The 16,221-nt window shown below is 64.3% G+C and carries 16 protein-coding genes; 7 read left to right on the forward strand and 9 right to left on the reverse strand.

The features are described from left to right. Positions 1-5 precede the first annotated feature (5 nt). The 5 genes from AC1DOX_RS18485 (at position 6) to AC1DOX_RS18505 (ending at position 5,935) form a co-directional block, all read left to right on the forward strand. Positions 6-446 carry a (2Fe-2S)-binding protein gene (locus AC1DOX_RS18485; protein ID WP_441619398.1) on the forward strand — a complete coding sequence of 147 codons (441 nt, stop codon included), beginning with the start codon at positions 6-8 and terminating at the stop codon, positions 444-446. Further along, positions 430-2,613, forward strand: coding sequence for a xanthine dehydrogenase family protein molybdopterin-binding subunit (locus AC1DOX_RS18490; protein WP_441619400.1), 2,184 nt, complete (start codon positions 430-432; stop codon positions 2,611-2,613). The genes AC1DOX_RS18485 and AC1DOX_RS18490 overlap by 17 nt, the downstream gene beginning before the upstream one ends. Before the next feature lie 356 nt (positions 2,614-2,969). Next, a complete protein-coding gene (locus tag AC1DOX_RS18495; protein ID WP_477101479.1) occupies positions 2,970-3,845 on the forward strand; it encodes an alpha/beta hydrolase in 876 nt (291 codons plus the stop codon). Then, positions 3,842-4,894 (forward strand): Ldh family oxidoreductase, encoded by a 1,053-nt coding sequence (locus AC1DOX_RS18500; RefSeq protein ID WP_441619404.1) that lies wholly within the window; start codon positions 3,842-3,844, stop codon positions 4,892-4,894. Before AC1DOX_RS18495 ends, AC1DOX_RS18500 begins: the two co-directional genes overlap by 4 nt. A 177-nt stretch (positions 4,895-5,071) precedes the next feature. After that, positions 5,072-5,935 (forward strand): AraC family transcriptional regulator, encoded by an 864-nt coding sequence (locus AC1DOX_RS18505; RefSeq protein ID WP_441619406.1) that lies wholly within the window; start codon positions 5,072-5,074, stop codon positions 5,933-5,935. A 25-nt stretch (positions 5,936-5,960) separates the two neighbouring features. On the opposite strand, the gene AC1DOX_RS18510 is transcribed toward AC1DOX_RS18505, so the two are convergent. The 3 genes from AC1DOX_RS18510 to AC1DOX_RS18520 all read right to left on the reverse strand — a co-directional run bounded on the left by AC1DOX_RS18510 (position 5,961) and on the right by AC1DOX_RS18520 (position 8,862). Next, entirely contained in the window at positions 5,961-7,097 is a 1,137-nt protein-coding gene (locus tag AC1DOX_RS18510) for an acetamidase/formamidase family protein (RefSeq protein WP_441619408.1), read from the reverse strand. 68 nt (positions 7,098-7,165) lie between these two features. Beyond that, the gene (locus AC1DOX_RS18515) at positions 7,166-7,822 is read right to left on the reverse strand and encodes a c-type cytochrome (protein WP_441619410.1); all 657 of its coding nucleotides are present in this window, start codon (positions 7,820-7,822) and stop codon (positions 7,166-7,168) included. Between the two features lie 32 nt (positions 7,823-7,854). Next, positions 7,855-8,862: a Bug family tripartite tricarboxylate transporter substrate binding protein gene (locus tag AC1DOX_RS18520; protein ID WP_441619412.1), complete on the reverse strand. Its 1,008-nt coding sequence runs from the start codon at positions 8,860-8,862 to the stop codon at positions 7,855-7,857. 276 nt (positions 8,863-9,138) lie between these two features. Here AC1DOX_RS18520 and AC1DOX_RS18525 point away from each other — a divergent pair, with 276 nt between their 5' ends. Then, on the forward strand, positions 9,139-9,951 hold the full coding sequence (locus AC1DOX_RS18525; protein ID WP_441619414.1) for an alpha/beta fold hydrolase: 813 nt from the start codon (positions 9,139-9,141) through the stop codon (positions 9,949-9,951). Positions 9,952-10,002: 51 nt separating this feature from the next. Here AC1DOX_RS18525 and AC1DOX_RS18530 read toward each other — a convergent pair whose 3' ends face one another. From AC1DOX_RS18530 to AC1DOX_RS18555, 6 genes are all read right to left on the reverse strand, one after another. Then, positions 10,003-10,479, reverse strand: a complete 477-nt coding sequence (locus AC1DOX_RS18530; protein ID WP_441619416.1) for a GlcG/HbpS family heme-binding protein — start codon at positions 10,477-10,479, stop codon at positions 10,003-10,005. Positions 10,480-10,587: 108 nt separating this feature from the next. Further along, on the reverse strand, positions 10,588-11,640 hold the full coding sequence (locus AC1DOX_RS18535; RefSeq protein WP_441619418.1) for a porin: 1,053 nt from the start codon (positions 11,638-11,640) through the stop codon (positions 10,588-10,590). A 328-nt stretch (positions 11,641-11,968) separates the two neighbouring features. Then, entirely contained in the window at positions 11,969-12,109 is a 141-nt protein-coding gene (locus tag AC1DOX_RS18540) for a hypothetical protein (protein WP_441619420.1), read from the reverse strand. Between the two features lie 369 nt (positions 12,110-12,478). Further along, positions 12,479-12,697 carry a hypothetical protein gene (locus tag AC1DOX_RS18545; protein ID WP_441619422.1) on the reverse strand — a complete coding sequence of 73 codons (219 nt, stop codon included), beginning with the start codon at positions 12,695-12,697 and terminating at the stop codon, positions 12,479-12,481. Between the two features lie 202 nt (positions 12,698-12,899). Then, positions 12,900-13,730 (reverse strand): IclR family transcriptional regulator, encoded by an 831-nt coding sequence (locus AC1DOX_RS18550; protein WP_477101481.1) that lies wholly within the window; start codon positions 13,728-13,730, stop codon positions 12,900-12,902. A 32-nt stretch (positions 13,731-13,762) separates the two neighbouring features. Continuing rightward, positions 13,763-14,893, reverse strand: coding sequence for an FAD-dependent monooxygenase (locus tag AC1DOX_RS18555; RefSeq protein WP_441619426.1), 1,131 nt, complete (start codon positions 14,891-14,893; stop codon positions 13,763-13,765). Between the two features lie 352 nt (positions 14,894-15,245). On the opposite strand from AC1DOX_RS18555, the gene AC1DOX_RS18560 reads away from it, so the two are divergent. Next, entirely contained in the window at positions 15,246-16,031 is a 786-nt protein-coding gene (locus AC1DOX_RS18560; protein WP_441619428.1) for a substrate-binding domain-containing protein, read from the forward strand. Positions 16,032-16,221 lie beyond the last annotated feature (190 nt).

Genomic DNA, 16,221 nt, shown 5'->3' on the forward strand with positions numbered 1-16,221 from the left:
CAACCATGGACTTTGTGTTGAACGGAAAAGCGACCCGCTTCGACGGCGACGGCGACACGCCGCTGCTGTGGGTGATTCGCGATGACGCCGGGCTGACCGGCACCAAGTACGGCTGCGGGATCGGCGCTTGCGGCGCCTGCACCGTTCACATCGACGGCCACGCGCAGCGGTCCTGCGTGACGCCCGTCTCCAGCGTGGCGGGACGCAATGTGACCACCATCGAAGGACTGTCGCCGGACCGCTCGACGAAGGTGCAGCAGGCGTGGATCGCCAAGGATGTGCCGCAGTGCGGCTACTGCCAGTCCGGCATGGTGATGGCCGTGACCGCGCTGCTCAGGCAGAACCCGCATCCCACCGACAAGGAGATCGATGCGTCCGTCAGCAACCTGTGCCGTTGCGCCACCTATCACCGAATCCGGGAGGCCGTACATGCCGCTGCAAAGTGAAACGGTCGCCAGCCTGTCGCGCCGTGGTTTCCTGAAGGGCAGCGCGGCGATTGCGGGCGCGCTGTGCATTCCCCTGCCGGTGCTCGCCAATCGCACCGTCGACAGCGGGCCGCATGGCACCAGCGAGATCACCGACTGGATCTGGATCGAGCCGAACGGCAAGATCACGCTGGGGCTGTCGCAATGCGAATGCGGGCAAGGCGTCTACACGGGCATGCCGCAGGTGCTGGCCGATGAGCTCGACGCGGATTGGCAGGGCATCAGGGTGACCTTCGTCACCGGCCGCGACGCCTATCGCACCGGCGCCGCGTATGAAGAGCCGCAGCAGTTCGTGGGCGCGTCGATGTCGGCCACGCTGTTCTATCAGCGCTTGCGCATCGCGGGGGCGCAGGCGCGCGAGGTGCTGGTGCTGACCGCCGCAAAGCGCATGCAGGTGCGCCCCGGCCAGTGCCATACGGAGCGGGGCCGCGTTTATCACGGCGCCACGGGGCGTTCGCTTGGCTATGGAGAACTGGCCGAGGAAGCCGCGAAGCTGCCGCTGAATCCCACGCCGCGCCTGAAGAACGAGGCCGCCCACAAGCTGATCGGCAAGGATTTGCAGCGTCTGGACACGCCGGCGAAGGTGGACGGTTCCGCCGAGTTTGGCATCGACGTCAAGGTCGGCGACATGCTGTATGGCGCGCTGAAGATGCCGCCGACCGTGACCGGCAAGGTCGTTGGCATCCGCAATGCCGATGCGGTCAAGGCCATGCCGGGTGTGAAGGCCGTGGTCCAGGCCCCGGATACGGCCATCGTGGTGGCCACGAGCTACTGGCTGGCCAAGAAGGGCGCCGACGCGCTGGAGATCGACGTCGATCCGGGCGCGGCAAGAAGCCTCGACAGCGATCACATCATGGCGGCGCGAAAGGCCGCGCTGGGCGCGCCGGAAGCGGTGGTCGCCACAAAGCTGGGCGACCCGGACGCGCTGCTGGCCGCTGGCGGCAAGATCGTCGAAGCCGACTATCACACGCCCTACATCGTGCACGCAACGATGGAGTCCGTGAACGCCACGGTGCACGTGCGCGAGGATGCCATCGAAGTCTGGGGACCGATCCAGGGCCAGGACTTCGTGCGCCACGCGCTGGGCAAGCTCTACAACCGCAAGCCCGAGACCATCATCGTCCACACGACGTTCCTCGGCGGCAGCTTCGGGCGCAAGTTCCTGCCGGACTTCGTCGTGCATGCCGCGCGCGCGTCGGCGGCGGTGGGCAAGCCGGTGAAGGTGATCCGCTCGCGCGAGGACGACATCCGCCATGGCTTCTATCGCCCCGGCGTATCCGGACGCTTTCGTGCGGTGCTCGATGAGCGCGGCTGGCCGTTGGCAATGCATGCGCGGCTGACGGGGCAGTCGCTATACGGTGTGATCAAGGCCGATCGCATGGCGAAGAACGGTGGCTGGGACGAGACAATGCTCGAGGCGATCTACGATTGCGTCTACCGCGTGCCCAACCTCAAGGTGGACATGATTGACGTGAAGCAGCCGATTCCCGTTAGCTTCATGCGCAGCGTGGGATCGACGTCGAGCATCTTCATGCTCGAGAGCTTCGTGAACGAGATGGCCGACGCGGCGGGCATGGACCCGTACCGCTATCGCCGCGGGCTGCTGGCGCACAACCCGCTGGCCGTGCGCGTGCTGGATGCGGCGGCCAGGGGCGCCAACTGGGATCGCAAGCCGGCGCCCAACGTCACGCGGGGCTTCACGTTCAACCTGTACACGGGGCGGGGTGAAGCGTTCCAGACCTACGTGGCGATGGCGCTGGAACTGGAGCGCGCCGGCAAGGCCTTCAAGGTGCGCCGCGTGGTGTGCGCCGTGGAAGCGGGCAGGGCGATCAACCCGAACCTGATCCGCGCGAACATCGAAGGCGGGATCGGCTTTGCGCTGACCAATACGCTCAAGAGCGAGATCACCTTCAAGGAAGGCGTGGTGCAGCAAAGCAATTTCCACGACTACCCGCTGCTGCAACTGGCGGAGATGCCGAAGATCGAAGTGGTGATCGTCGACAGCGACCGTCCGCCGCAAGGCTGTGGCGAGGTGTCGGTGGGGCCGGTGGCGCCGGCCGTGGCGCACGCGCTGTACCTGGCGACAAAATCACGGCGCAGGTCGATGCCGATGAAGCTGGAAGCGTAAAAGGAAGGGGAGCGAAGGTGAACTGCCCCCCTTTCTTGGCTCTTCTGGACTCGGCGGGGTGTCCGCTGCACCCATCCAATAGACCCCGCCACACCTGGCTGAACGCATCCGTGCCGAACAGGCGGCGCGGGAGGCGCGCGGAGAGACCGGCGGCGAGCGCAAGATCATTACCGTCCTGTTTGCCGACATGGCTGGCTCGACCGCCCTGACCCTGGACGTTGTTCGAGTCAGGTCACGTCATCCTCGAACTAAGCGGACGATTCGGTAAGTCATTGGATGCTTGGGCAGCCAGAGAGCGGCGGTTTTCGTACAACATCGCACGCTAGCAACCTGGAGAACCAAGCGTGCACACAAACGTGACATTTATCTCCGACGGGCTTCGGCTCGCCGGCGCATTGCATTTGCCTGTTGATCTCGCCGAAGGCGAGCAACGTCCCGCTATCGCTGTACTGCATGGATTCGGCAGCAACCAGAATGATGGGATGGTCCAACTGGCTACCCGGCTATTCTCGTCACTCGGTTATGTGGTGCTGCGCTTTGACATGCGAGGTTGTGGCGATAGCGAGGGCGAGCGCGGCAAGGTGCTATGCGAAGACCAGGTGAGCGACACCAGAAACGCGGTCAGCTTTCTGCAAAGCGTGCCCGGCGTGGATCCCGGGAAGATTGCCGTGATGGGCCACAGCTTCGGTGCGGCCGTGGCGGTCTATGCAGCAGGCGTGGACGCCCGCGTCGGTGCCTGTATTTCATCGGCCGGATGGGGCGATGGGGAACTGAAGCTGCGCCAGCAGCATGCCGGTGCGCTGGCCTGGCAGCGCTTTGAGGCAATGGTGGAAGAAGGCCGTGCGGCGCTGGCAAAGGGCCAGTCGATGCGCGTCTCGCGCTTCGACATCGTGCCGATCCCTCCCGAGCTGCGCGACAACCTGCCTGAGGGGAGCTTCATGGACTTCCCATTCGAGGTGGTTGAAAGTATGTTGCGATTCCGGCCCAATGCAGTGGTCGGCGATATTGCTCCCCGTCCCCTGCTGCTGTTGCATCCGGCCGATGATTCGGTCACGCCAACAGAGCAGTCCATCGAGCTGTTCCGCAATGCCAGGATGCCGGCTGAGCTGCATCTTTTCTCGGAGATCGATCATTTCATTTTCTCCGATGACAGCCGCGCGGCACTGAACCTTGTCACGGACTGGTTGTACAAATTCTTCCCGGCGTACGAGGCGGGTACGGAGGTCGCATGACTGCGCGTCACCCGACAGTGATGAGTGCGACCGGGCTACAAGCCTTCGCGCAGACGCTGCTCGCGTCGGCGGGCCTCGACGAACAGGCCGCCTCGCTGGTAGCAGAGAGTCTGGTTTGGGCAGACCTCCGCGGGTCGCCTGCTCATGGGGTTTCGCGTATCCCGCAGTATGCTGCGTGGCTGGCTTCGGGTGATATGAATGGCTGGGCGATACCACGGGTCGGACTGAGCCTGCCAGCCTTGACCGTGATCGAAGGCGATCGCTGCGCCGGTGCGCTGGGCATGCGCGCTGCCGCAGACCAGGCGATCGCCTGCGCCCGGCGGGGCGGCGCAAGCCTGGTGCTTTTGCGCGAGACGACACACACCGGCGCGCTAGGCTTTCACACAGCCCATGTGGCCAGTTCAGGAATGTTCGCAATGGCGATGGCAGCGTCGGCGCCGCTGATGGCTTACCACGGCGCGACGGTGGCGGGTGTTTCGACGGCCCCGTTATCCATGGCTTGTCCGGGACTCGGCGAGCCGATAGTGTTCGACATGGCTTCGGGGGCGGTTGCCTTCGGCAAGCTGATGCAGGCGCGAGCCACCGGTCAGCCGCTTGAACCGGGTTGGGCCATCGATGCCTTGGGCAATCCGACCACTGACGCGTCCCAGGCGACAACCCCATTGCCGCTGGGCGGGCCGAAAGGCTCGGGCCTGGCGTTGATGGCCGAAATAGCTTGCAGCCTTCTGACCAGTCATCCGATTCTGGCGCCCGCGCTAAAGTCGCCCTCCGCCAAGCATCGCCACACCCAGAATGCGTGGATGCTGGTCATTGATATCGCACAACTGCTGGACCGTGCACAGTTTCAAGCACAGTTGACCGAACTGGTGGCCGCCATCCACGGCCTGCCACCTTCTGCGGAAGGCCCTCCGCGCCTGCCGGGGGAGCGAGGCCATGCCGCAGCTAGCGAACGCGGTGTAAACGGGATTGCTCTCGCGCCCGCAACCGCTGTGGCGCTGGAGGCACTGGCCGGCCAGGCCGGCATCCGGCCTCCCTGGGACTGGGCGTAGAGGAGTAGCAAGCCAACCACGCAAGCGCGCACCCGGCCCCTTGACGGCGATGGCGGCACTGACATAAGCTAGCTGCAAACGTTTGCAGCACGGGCGGGTGGCGAGGCCATGTCAGAGGGCGCTCTCCTTGGAAAGCATCGGCACAATGCCCCGTGGCTGCTTGTGGAGACAACTTGAATGGCAAAGGACCGTCAGATACGGATCGTGCACGGCAGCTTTGGCCGCGCCACCCTGCATCGCATCTCGGGGCCGCTAGTCGCGCATGCCCATGCGGAGTTTCATCTGATCTTCAAGGTCGGCGGCACGGACGCGACTTTCAAGATCGACGGCCAGGAGACAACGCTGACTGACAATTCCGCGCTCCTGATCAACCCCTGGTCGACACACGCAAAGTGCGCGAAGGAAGGCTCGCCTTCACTGCTGCTGGCATTGTTTCTGGACCCCGAATGGCTAGGGCACGCGCTCGGCGTCAACAATCCCGCCAGCGGTCTGCGTTTCAGCGAAGCGCTGGTGCGCATGGATACAGATAGCGTCGCATCGCTAACGGCCCTTGGTACCTGCCTGGTCCGGGACTTGACCGACGAGGCGGGGCTGGGTGCGGCCAATTGCGAGGCCGCCGTCGCGGAACTGGCGCGCAGAGTGTCCGCCCACCATCTTCAGCAGCGGTCGATGACCGAAGTGCTGGCATGCACCCGGCCGTTGGACTACCGGATAAAGCGTGCGACCGAATACATACGGATCCACGCCGGAGAAAATCCCAACGTCGACATGGTCGCCAGCGCGGTGGGCATGTCTCGCAGCCGACTGTTCCATCAGTTCAAAGCATGCATGGGAGTTTCGCCGCAGCAGTATCTCGACTGGATCCGCATCGGCATCGCCACGCGTTTGCTGGCGGAACGGCACGCCACCATCGGTGACGTCGCCCACCAACTGGGATTCAGCGCGCAAGGACACTTCTCGCGCTTCTTCGTCCAGCACTTGGGACTCAGTCCATCGGAGTTTCGCCGCACCGGCTTGCCGGGCGGTGCGGCGGGAGACTGAGGCGCAACGCAGGCAGTCACCAGGGTCAGCCGCGCAGAGAGCGCGATAGTTTTTCCTGGATCGTCGCGTCGAACACGGCCTTGGGCAGCATGCCATGCACCGTCTTCGCGGGAATCGATGTGTAATTGCTGGCCGTCTGGTTCGAGTACTGCGTGATGCGGAAGTCCGAGGTGATGCTGGCAAGCGAATACACGTCCTGCCGATCCATCCCGGTCGCGGCGCTCACCCAGTCAAGCATCTGCCGCAAGCATGCGACGAGCGCCTCATCGAGATTCTTGCCGAATCCGAGAATGATCCAGTGACTGGGTGTCTCCGCCATCGGCATCGGCAGGGGGCGTTGCCTGTGTAGGAAGTACTGGATCTGCATGTCCTCCATCGCGGTTTCGATGGCGGTCTGATTGACCACACCATCGCCTTGGGCAGCATGCGAATCACCGGTCCAGATCATCGCGCCGGGTCGCTGGACCGGCAGGAACAGTGAGGTCCCCTCGACAAGTTCGCGCAATACAAGGTTGCCGCCATACGGGCCGCTGAGGATGCCGCTGACGGGCTCGTCGCCGGCCGGCTGCACCGCCATCACGCCCTGGAACGGCGCAAGCTTGATGCGGATGCCTGGCGCGAACTCGGTGTATTGCCGGTTCTCGTCGAACTGGAAGTAGCGCAGGTATGGCCTGGAGAAATCGTTCGGCAATGCGCCGACACCCTTGGGTGCCGAATTCCAGCCCCAGCCGATTGGACGCAGCTTGACCATCCGGCATTCCACCACGTCGCCGGGCATCGCCCCACGCAGCTCCACGGGCCCGATATTCGAGTACGGTCCCTGCGGAAAGCGCTTGCGCACCGGTTCCCGATCCTCGAAGCTCATGCCATAGGCTGCGCCGTTGGCCCAATTGACCCACGTGTTGGGGTACATCACCAGATCGCCAGACTCGATGCTGGCGACGGGCGTTGCCTTGGGATCGAGAATGCCGACGCGCACCGTCTCGTTGGCGGATTCGATCCGGTGGATCTTGCCCGGTCGGATTACAGGGAGCGAGGCTGGAGCGGCCGCAGTGGGCGCGGGGTGGCGGCCTGCCGTCGCCTGGGCCGCCACCTTAAGCGAAGTGGCGCCGAGTCCAAGCGCGCCGGCAGCTTTTAGCCAGTGTCTCCGATTGATCGTCATCGTTGGATTTCCTTTTGATTGGGCCGCCGTCCGTGGATGCATCGCACTGGACGGCGATGTGATATCTGTCAGTGAAGTTGCGCGACATACTGCGCAACGGCGACGATTTCCTCGTCTGTCATCAGCGGCACCAGCAGGCTCATCAGCTTGCCGGGCCCCCCGCGCGTGCCGGCCTTCCATGCGTGCAACTGCTTCACAACGTAGTCAGGCTGCTGGCCTGCAATGCGTGGAAAGTCCGGCGCGATACCTTCCCCGTTCGGCCGATGGCATGAAACACAAGCCGGTAGCCGCGCGGCAGGATTGCCCTTCCAGTAGATCGCCTTGCCGGCCTCGACCAGTTGCGGCAGGGTGGCCTGGCCGCGTGCCGGTAGCTGCCGGCTGAAATAGCGCGCCACCTCGTGCATCTGCGCGTCGCTCATGTTCTGCACCATCGCAGCCATGGTGGCGTCGTGTCGCAGCGCTGGCTCGCCGACGCTGCCCTTGAACTGCCGCAGTTGCTTGAACAGGTAGTCCTCGTTCTGGCCCGCCAGGCTGGGATAGTCCGTCCGAACGCTCTGGCCAGTGCTGCCGTGGCATGCCGCGCATACCTGTTCAACTATGAGCCGCGTCGATGACGCTTCGCTCACTTCCGATGCCGATTGCGCGAACGACGGCAGCGCCAGCGCCAGCGCGTACAACGCGAGCATGTGGGCGGCCAGCTGCCGGCGCTCCGTGGAAAATTTCACGTCGGGCTCCTCGTGGCAGGGGATTGCCGGGTCTAGTTCAGGTAGCCACCGGTCTTGGCAACGATTTGTTGCGCGCGCTGCGTTTCGCGGGCCAGACGCGTGGTCAGTCCCATCACGCCAGCCTCGCTGAAGGCGGTGTCTACGCTCAGGCCGTTCATCTTCGAGCGGATTCCCGCATCGTTCATGATCGCGCGAATTTCGGCGCGCAGGCGCTCGACCACGGGCGCGGGCGTCCCCTTGGGCGCGAACACGCCATACCAGACAGTGATGTCGTAGCCGGGAATGCTCTCTGCCACAGCGGGCACGTTTGGCAGCGTCTTCAGACGAGTTGCGCTGCCTACCGCCAGCAGCTTCAGCTTGCCCGAGTTGACATGCGGCATGTACTCAAGCAGTGGTCCCGTCGCCAGATCGATGTGACCGGCAATCATGTCGTTGATCGTCGGGCCACTGCCCTTGTATGGGATATTGGTGATGTCTACGCCGGCCATCGTCTTGATCATCTCAAGCGGATAGCTGGCTGGGCCGCCGTAGTTGATCTTGCCGGGGTTCGCGTTGGCATAGGCAATCAGCTCGGGGACGGACTTGTAAGGCGTGCGCGGATTCGTGACGAGCACCAGCGGCGACTCGCCCAACGGCGCGACGGGCACCAGATCGCGTGCCACGTCGTAGGGGAGCTTGCGGTAGAACGCTGCATTCACGGCGTGGATGCTGTTCAGAATGCCAATGGTGTGGCCATCAGGTGCCGCCCGTACCAGCGCCTCGGCACCAATGTTGCCACTCGCGCCCGGTCTGTTTTCTACCACGACCGGCTGTCCCAGCGTGCTCGACAGGCGCTGCGCCAGGGTCCTGGCCAGTACGTCATTGATACCCGCCGGTGGAAACGGGACGATGAAGACAATAGGCTTCGACGGCTTCCAGTTGGCCGGTGCGTTGGCGTCGGCTGCGGCGGCGTTGGCGGCGCCGGGCCACATGCCGGCGATTGCCGCGGGGAGTGCGGCGATGATGGCCGCAACGATGGCGGCACGCCTGGTTTTCCTCATGGAAACGGTACGAATGGGTGAAGGCGTCCGACTTGGCATTGACTCTTGTCTCCTGGTGAATCTCTCTCTGTGGGCGACAGCATCGGCCCAGGCGCTTACTCTACTGACTCGGACAAAATGCGCTTCCCAATTTGGGGAGCCGTTTACCAAAACGTCCTCCGTTCTGCGATTCCGGTGGGTTCGCCGCCGATCGCCGGGTGCCGCACGGCGCGGTACTTACCGGATGGTCCGAGAACTTGACGGGCCGACGGCTCGCGACGCGGCGCCTCATGCAATATGGACGCCCCATCGACGACCGGAGGAAACGCAATGCAGCAAGATCAAAACGGCGGTGTTGTCATCATTGGACACGGCCCGCACCCAGTCATTGCCCTGCACGGGTGGTTCGGCCATGCACGCGGTTGGGGCCCGCTTCCGGATGTACTCGACGTCGAACGCTTCACCTATGCCTTCATCGACTATCGAGGCTATGGCGCCCGATTGGGCACGCCGGGCAGGTTTGATCTGCGGGAGATCGCAGACGACGTGCTGGCGTTTGGCGACGCGCTGGGATGGCATCGCTTCTCGCTGATCGGGCATTCCCTGGGAGGCAAGGCCATGCAGGCCGTCGCCATGCTGTCCCCCGCGCGCGTTATCGCCATGGTTGGCGTTACGCCCGTGCCGCCCTCGCCGGTGCCGTTCGACGAACCGACACGCGCTCTGTTTGAACGCGCCGCCGACGATCTCGAGGCAAGGTTTGCTGTCATCAATCATTCGACTGGAGAACGCCTGAGCCGGCATTGGGTCAGCAGGATGGCCCGCGCCTCGACGCGGCATGCCGATGTCAACGCATTTGCTGCGTACTTCCGGGCATGGGCCGACACCGATCTCGCTGCGGATATCGCGGGAACCAGTATTCCAACGTTGTTGCTGGTCGGTGAGCACGACCCGTCGCTGACCGTCGATGTCATGACGCAGACGTACGGCAAGGCATTCCGTGACCTGACCATCGACGTGGTACGCAACGCGGGACACTATCCGATGGATGAGGCGCCGGTGGACCTCGCAACGCGGATCGAGCGCTTCCTGATCCAGCGCCATAGCATGTGACGCACTGGCGTGCGCCATCGCATGGCCGAGGTGCCCTGGGAAACCTGGCGCTCAGGGCGCCTCGGTCGCTCCGATCGCTGCCAGGCCGCGGCGCCCGATTTCCTCATCCGCGTCCGATGGCCCGCCGCTCACGCCGACGGCGCCGACAAACCGGCCGCCAACATACACGCCCAGGGAACCCTGCGATGGAAAGACTGGCCCGCCGTAGACCAGCGAACTCATCTGGCCGAACACGATCGGGTTGGCCTGATAGCGTTTGACGAGATCGGCACCGGAGGCGCCTCCCGTCGCCGCCGAAGCAATGGCCTTGCCGCGCGCGACGTCAAAGGTCGCAAACGGGGCGCCATCCATTCTCACGCCGCTGAGGAAGTGGCCGGATACGTCGACCACGACAATGCTGACAGCGAGCTTGCGATCGCTGGCGAACCGGCTGGCGGCCTCCGCTAGCCGAACGGCCGCGTCCGCCCCCAGAGTCTGCAGTTGCATCACGTCGGCCGCGGATGCGATCGACGCGCAGAACAGATGCATGCCAAAAGCTACGGCAAGGGTAGAGCGCTTCATGATTCTTCCGGTGATTGACGCCGATCGCGGGCGCGGGCACCGGACTGGCAACGGTGACCGGCCTGCGTGCGTGCATCAGAATAGATGCCGCATGCCCATCATGACCCCGCGCGGATCGGTCACGCTGGTTGCCGTGACGCCATTCGGGATATTCGAGAACGTATAGTTGGCCAGGTTCGTGTTCCAGATCTTGCTGGCGTTGGCATAGAGCGTGGTCCGCTTTGACATCGAATACTGGTACCCGATCGACGCCTGCTGGCCACGGTTGGGTGTGCCGACGGACTGCTGCATGCCGTACGCCAGCAGTACCAGCCCGGCGCCGCCCACGGGAATGGTCGTGCCGACATGGAAACCACGATCCTTCAGCGTCGACTGCCCGGGCACCCAGCGTGTGGCCTGGCGTACGTTGGCGAATAACTTCAGCCAGGGGAATTCGTAGGTGGCGCCAATCGCGCGCTCGTCCCGATCCGCACCCGCGACGGCGCTAATGCTGTAGGTGCGTTCGTAGGCAACGCCCATCCACAGGGGGCCGCGTGAATAGGTTAGCCCGCCGCCCGCAAACGTGTCCGCGTCGCGTGGGGCGCTGGACCGTTCGGCGCCGAATGAATAGATCGCGCTGCCCTGCAGTCCGGCAATCTCGGGGCTTTCGTATCGGATGGAATTGTCGACGCGTGCAGTCAGGCTACTACCAGCAGGACCGCCATTCTGCAGGCGTCCCAGAGGGCCATATGGCGAGAAGCCAAAGGCCGATGCTTGCCCCTCGATGTAGTAAATCGGCGTGTTTTGCCGGCCGAGTGTCAGCGCGCCCCAGTCATTGCTGCTCAGACCGACCCAGGCCTGGCGCCCGAACAGGCGTCCGCCTTGCTGCGCGGTGCCGCTATCAAGCGCAAGTCCAGTCTCCAGCGTGAATACCGTGAACAGACCCGCCGCCAGTTCCTCTTTACCGCGCAGGCCCCACCGCGATTGATACAGCCCGCCATCCTCGACGCGCGCGACATGGCTCGCGCCGGTATTGACGTACTCGGTGTACAGATCGGCCACGCCATAGAGGGTCACCCCCGATTGTGCCGCCGCCATGCCTGGCGCCGCTGCTACCGCCATTGCCCAGAGTGCTCCCATTCTTTTCATGCGCTCTCCTCTCTCCTCCGTCCTGTTTGACGATATGGTTCATTCCGGTCTCCTTCCGGTGCAGCAAGGGTATGGGTTCGTGCACGGCGAGTGCTAACCCAATCGTCCCGTCAATTGGAAAGTTGTCCGGAATGCAGCAGCGGGCTCGGATCCGCCGCACGTGCTCGGGGCGAGAGAGGAAAGGCGGGCGTGGAAGTTCGCCTGAGAGGCTGCTTTATTCGGCGAGGAGGGGCGTGGCGGAGGGGAGTGAAACAACGGAGGCGGGGGAGAGCTTTTGCTGCCGGTGCCCCATCCGGCCGACGGCTGGGACACTGGCGCCAGCAGTGCGCTACAGATTCCGGCTGAATTCGTAGTTGTATGGATCGCTGTTGAATCGATGCGTATTATCGGCGCCCATCTGCGGACTGGCACAACCCAGCACGCCCAGCGTGATCCCGCATAGCATCGCGGCAAACAGAACTCGGATCATAGATGCACCTCGCGTCGAAACCGCCCGCCAAGGTAAGGCGGATGCGTGACTTGAGTCTATACCACGCGCTATCAGGTGGCCCCGCGTGAAAAGCGGGTCATCTTCATCGCGGCCACATGACGGCTCCGCCCTTTTTCAAAGGGCCGATTGCTCCATCCAAAGAGCTTGCCGCTGACATGGCACGATGGCGCAAACGGCGTGCGAGTTGAAGCACGTTGAACGCCGCGAAAGGCGATCGCGCTGCATTCGCCTTCGCTTCACTTTCAGGTCGTTTGCGATTCGCTACCGGCGCATGATCGGCGCAAATTCCGTAAGTGCGGTACACGATGCAAGCCGGGGGCGCGACGGCGGGTGTGTGGTCGTTCCCGGTCAAGACCATAACGATTCCAGATTCCCCATTCTTTCAAACGAGAGATCATGCTCGTTCGAGTTCCGGTAATCCAGCACCTGCATGATGGCGCTCTTCAATTCTGGTCTTGCATCTGAGCGATTCAATTTCGATATCGCTGCTTCCTTGCTCCCGGGTTGATTTATCCCTGTTTGTGGAGAGGTATGCCCAGAGCCAATTGAATTTGCAGAATTGATCATACGCACTCCGTGAAATGGAACACGGATAGCGTAATCACGAAACGTCACGCATGACTTTCAGGAAATGCGCCTTCTCGTCTTGAGGGAATGCCAGCCGCCCCGACCAACTGCTCTGGGCGAGCAGTGCTCTACCCAAGCCGACGGACCAGCCAATGGCGCGGGAGCGTCCACGGCCGGTGCGCACCCGAAGACGAACCACCTCTTACGGTCGATAGCCCAGCAGCGCCGAGAGATCCTTGGCCGCGGCCTTGACCTCTTTCTGCACGCGTTCGCGCAACGTGCCATCGGCTTCGAATCGCTGCTGGGGGCCCGCGACGCTGATGGCCGCCACGACCTCGCCGGTGGCGTCATGCACTGGCGCCGCGCAGGCATCGATGCCGGGCTCGAATGCGGAGAAGCTCCAGGCGCAACCACGCTCGAGGTCGGCGGCGAGGATTTCCGCCAGCCGCGCGTGCGTGCCGGGGCTCTGGCCTGTGACGGTCGGCAACGGATCGTCGCCCAGCCGCTCGCGCAGTTGTTCCGGCGACAGATGTGCGATCAGCATCCGCCCCGGCGTGGTCAGGTGCGCCGGCACGCGGCTGCCCACCTGGATATTGCTGACCAGCCCGGTGTTCGGCATGTCGCGCAGCAGGTAGAGCACGTCGCCACCATCGGGCACCGCCAGATAGGCGGACAGTTGCAGCGATCCGCTCAGGCGCGCCAGCACGCGTCGCGCGAATGTGGTCAGGTCATTGGCGGCCAGCACGTGCGAGGCCAGCTTCAGGAACGAGAAGCCGACGGTATGGCCGCCCTGTGGCAATCGCTCGACCATGCCCTCGTGCTCGAGCGTTGCCAGCAGGCGCATGACGGTAACGCGGTTGACGTCGATGCGACGGCCCACCTCGCTCAGGTTGGCGGTCGATCCGCCTTCCGCGATAAAGCGCAGCAGTCGCAGGCCACGGATGACCGGGGAGACCAGCTGCTGGGACATGCCTGCCGCGTCGTCGGCATCGAATTCGGAAGACAGGTCTGGCAGCGGGGCTGGCTTGGGCATCGGGGAAATGAAGTGAAGAACGAACGGCGGGCTCAGTCGAGTGCCACGTTCCAGGCGTCGTAATCGTACACCCAGTCAGCATTGCCGCCGGCCTTGAGCCATTCGTTGCCACGCGAGCCGATCTGGATGCGACTGGTCCGCGCGCGACGCGCGGCCTGATAGCGCGCCAGCGCGGCGGGCGCGGTGTCTGCGTCGGCTTCGGCCAGGCAGCGGGCCAGCACCACGCCGTCCTCGATCGCCATGCCGGCGCCCTGCGCCATGAACGGCATCATCGGATGACAGGCGTCGCCCATCAGCGCGATATGGCCGGCAGACCACGACGGCAGCGGATCGCGCACATAGAGCGCGGAGATCAGGACGTCGTCGCAGGCGTCGAGCAGCGCGCGGGCGTCCGGGTGGAAGCCGGCATAGGCGGCGCGCAGGTCTTCCACCCGGCCCGGCGTGGTCCACGATTCATTGCGCCAGCTGTCCTGCGCCACCGTCGCGAAGACGAAAATCTCGCGGCCCCGGTTGAGCGGAAACGTGACGATCTGGCTGGTCGGCTCCGCGCCCCACCATTTCGTGAACGCGCCGATGTTGGGTACGCCTGCGAGCCGTTCGGCGGGGACCACGGCGCGATAGGCCACTACGCCAGTGAAGATCGGATGCTCCTCGCCAAGGATGGCCTTGCGCACGATCGAGTGGATGCCGTCGGCGCCGATCAGCACGTCCACGTCTTCGGCGCTGCCGTTGGCAAAGCGGATGGTGGCGCCTTGCTCGCGCGGCACGATGCTGTCCGCCTTGTGGGCCAGCTTCACGCACGATGACGGCACGGCGGCTTCCAGCGCGGACATCAGGTCGCCCCGATGCATCGTCAGCTGCGGGGCGCCGTAGCGGCGCTCGGCGTCATCGGACATTGCCAGGCGCGAGGTTTCCTCGCCCGTATCCCACATGCGGCTGATCCGGTGCGTCGGGCGCGCGGCGGTTTCGCGCAGCGCATCCCCCACGCCCAGGCCGTGCAGCGCGCGGACGGCGTTAGGTGTGAGGTTGATGTCCGCGCCGACGCGCGCGAATCGCGCGGCCTGCTCGAACACCACGACATCCATGCCGAGCTTGCGCAAGGCGATGGCCGCGGCCAGGCCTCCGATGCCGGCACCGTTGATGCCGATCTTTCCTGAAATCATGGGGACGCTCCGTTGCGGCGGTCTGCTCTTCACAAACCGCATTTATGTTCAAAAATGAACAAGAAGTTCATAAAAGAATATGTGGGGCGTCGATGGCCGTCAAGCGCCAATCTGCGTCTGCCTCGTCGCCAGCGGCGTTCCATATCGCCGCCCGGCGAGTTCTGCACTCGTGATGGCGGGCTGGTGACTGGGTGTTCACGAGAACTGAAGGCCGCATTCACGAAAGCCGACTAGCGGTGCTGCATTGCGATATCTATAGTGCGGCCGATATGGCGCGAATCCGCCCCAGCCTGGCGCAACCACGCCGGGGACGAATGGCACGACAGATGCCGCGCCGCCGACAGGAGACAACATGTATAAAAGCTGGGCGGCCGCATTGGCCGCCGCTGCCACCACCGCGCTGCTGGCCCCCGCCGTGCAGGCCGCGGACATTCACGTGATGACCTCGGGCGGATTCACCGCCGCCTACAAGATCCTCGGACCGAAGTTCGCCGCACAGTCCGGCAACACGCTGGACACCGCGCTCGGGCCGTCGATGGGGCAGGCGCCGGAAGCCATTCCCAATCGACTCGCGCGTGGCGAGCAGGCGGACGTGGTCATCATGGTCGGCTATGCGCTCGACGATCTCATCAAGAAGGGCGTGGTCGATCCGAAGTCGCGCGTGGAACTGGCCGATTCGCGGATCGGCATGGTGGTCCGCCAGGGGGCGGTGGTGCCCGACATCCGCACCCTCGACGCGCTGCGGCAGACGCTGATGCAGGCCAGGTCAATCGCGTATTCCGATAGCGCCAGCGGCGTCTATATCGAGCGGGAACTGTTCAAGCGCCTGGGGGAACCCGCCGCGCTACAGGCCAAGGCGAAGATGATTCCGAAGATCCCCGTGGCCACCGTGGTGGCGGACGGTCAGTACGAGATCGGCTTCCAGCAAGTCAGCGAACTGTTGCCAGTGCCCGGCGTGACCTTTGCCGGACGGATTCCGGAGGACGTTCAGTCGGTGACGCGCTTTGCCGCGGGCATTCCCGTCAATGCCGCCCATCCGGCGGAAGCCAGGGCGCTGCTCGAATATCTGGCCGCGCCGGCGGCGCAATCGGTCGTCAAGGAGACCGGTCTCGACTCCGTACCGGAATCGAAACCCTGACAGCTTTTCGGTGGTAGCAGTCCTGCCCGGGGCCGGCCTTTGCCGGCCCTTTTTCGTGGTGCGCCCGGCAGGGCGCACTCACTTGAGGGTGCAAGTCCCTTACACACCCGGCAAGGGGAAGTGTTAGCCAGAGACAAGGGTTTCCCGGGCGACTGGGAGTCTGAAGGAAGTCCGAGGCAAAGCGCTGGCC

It is taken from the genome of Cupriavidus sp. 01L415, from assembly GCF_056400065.1.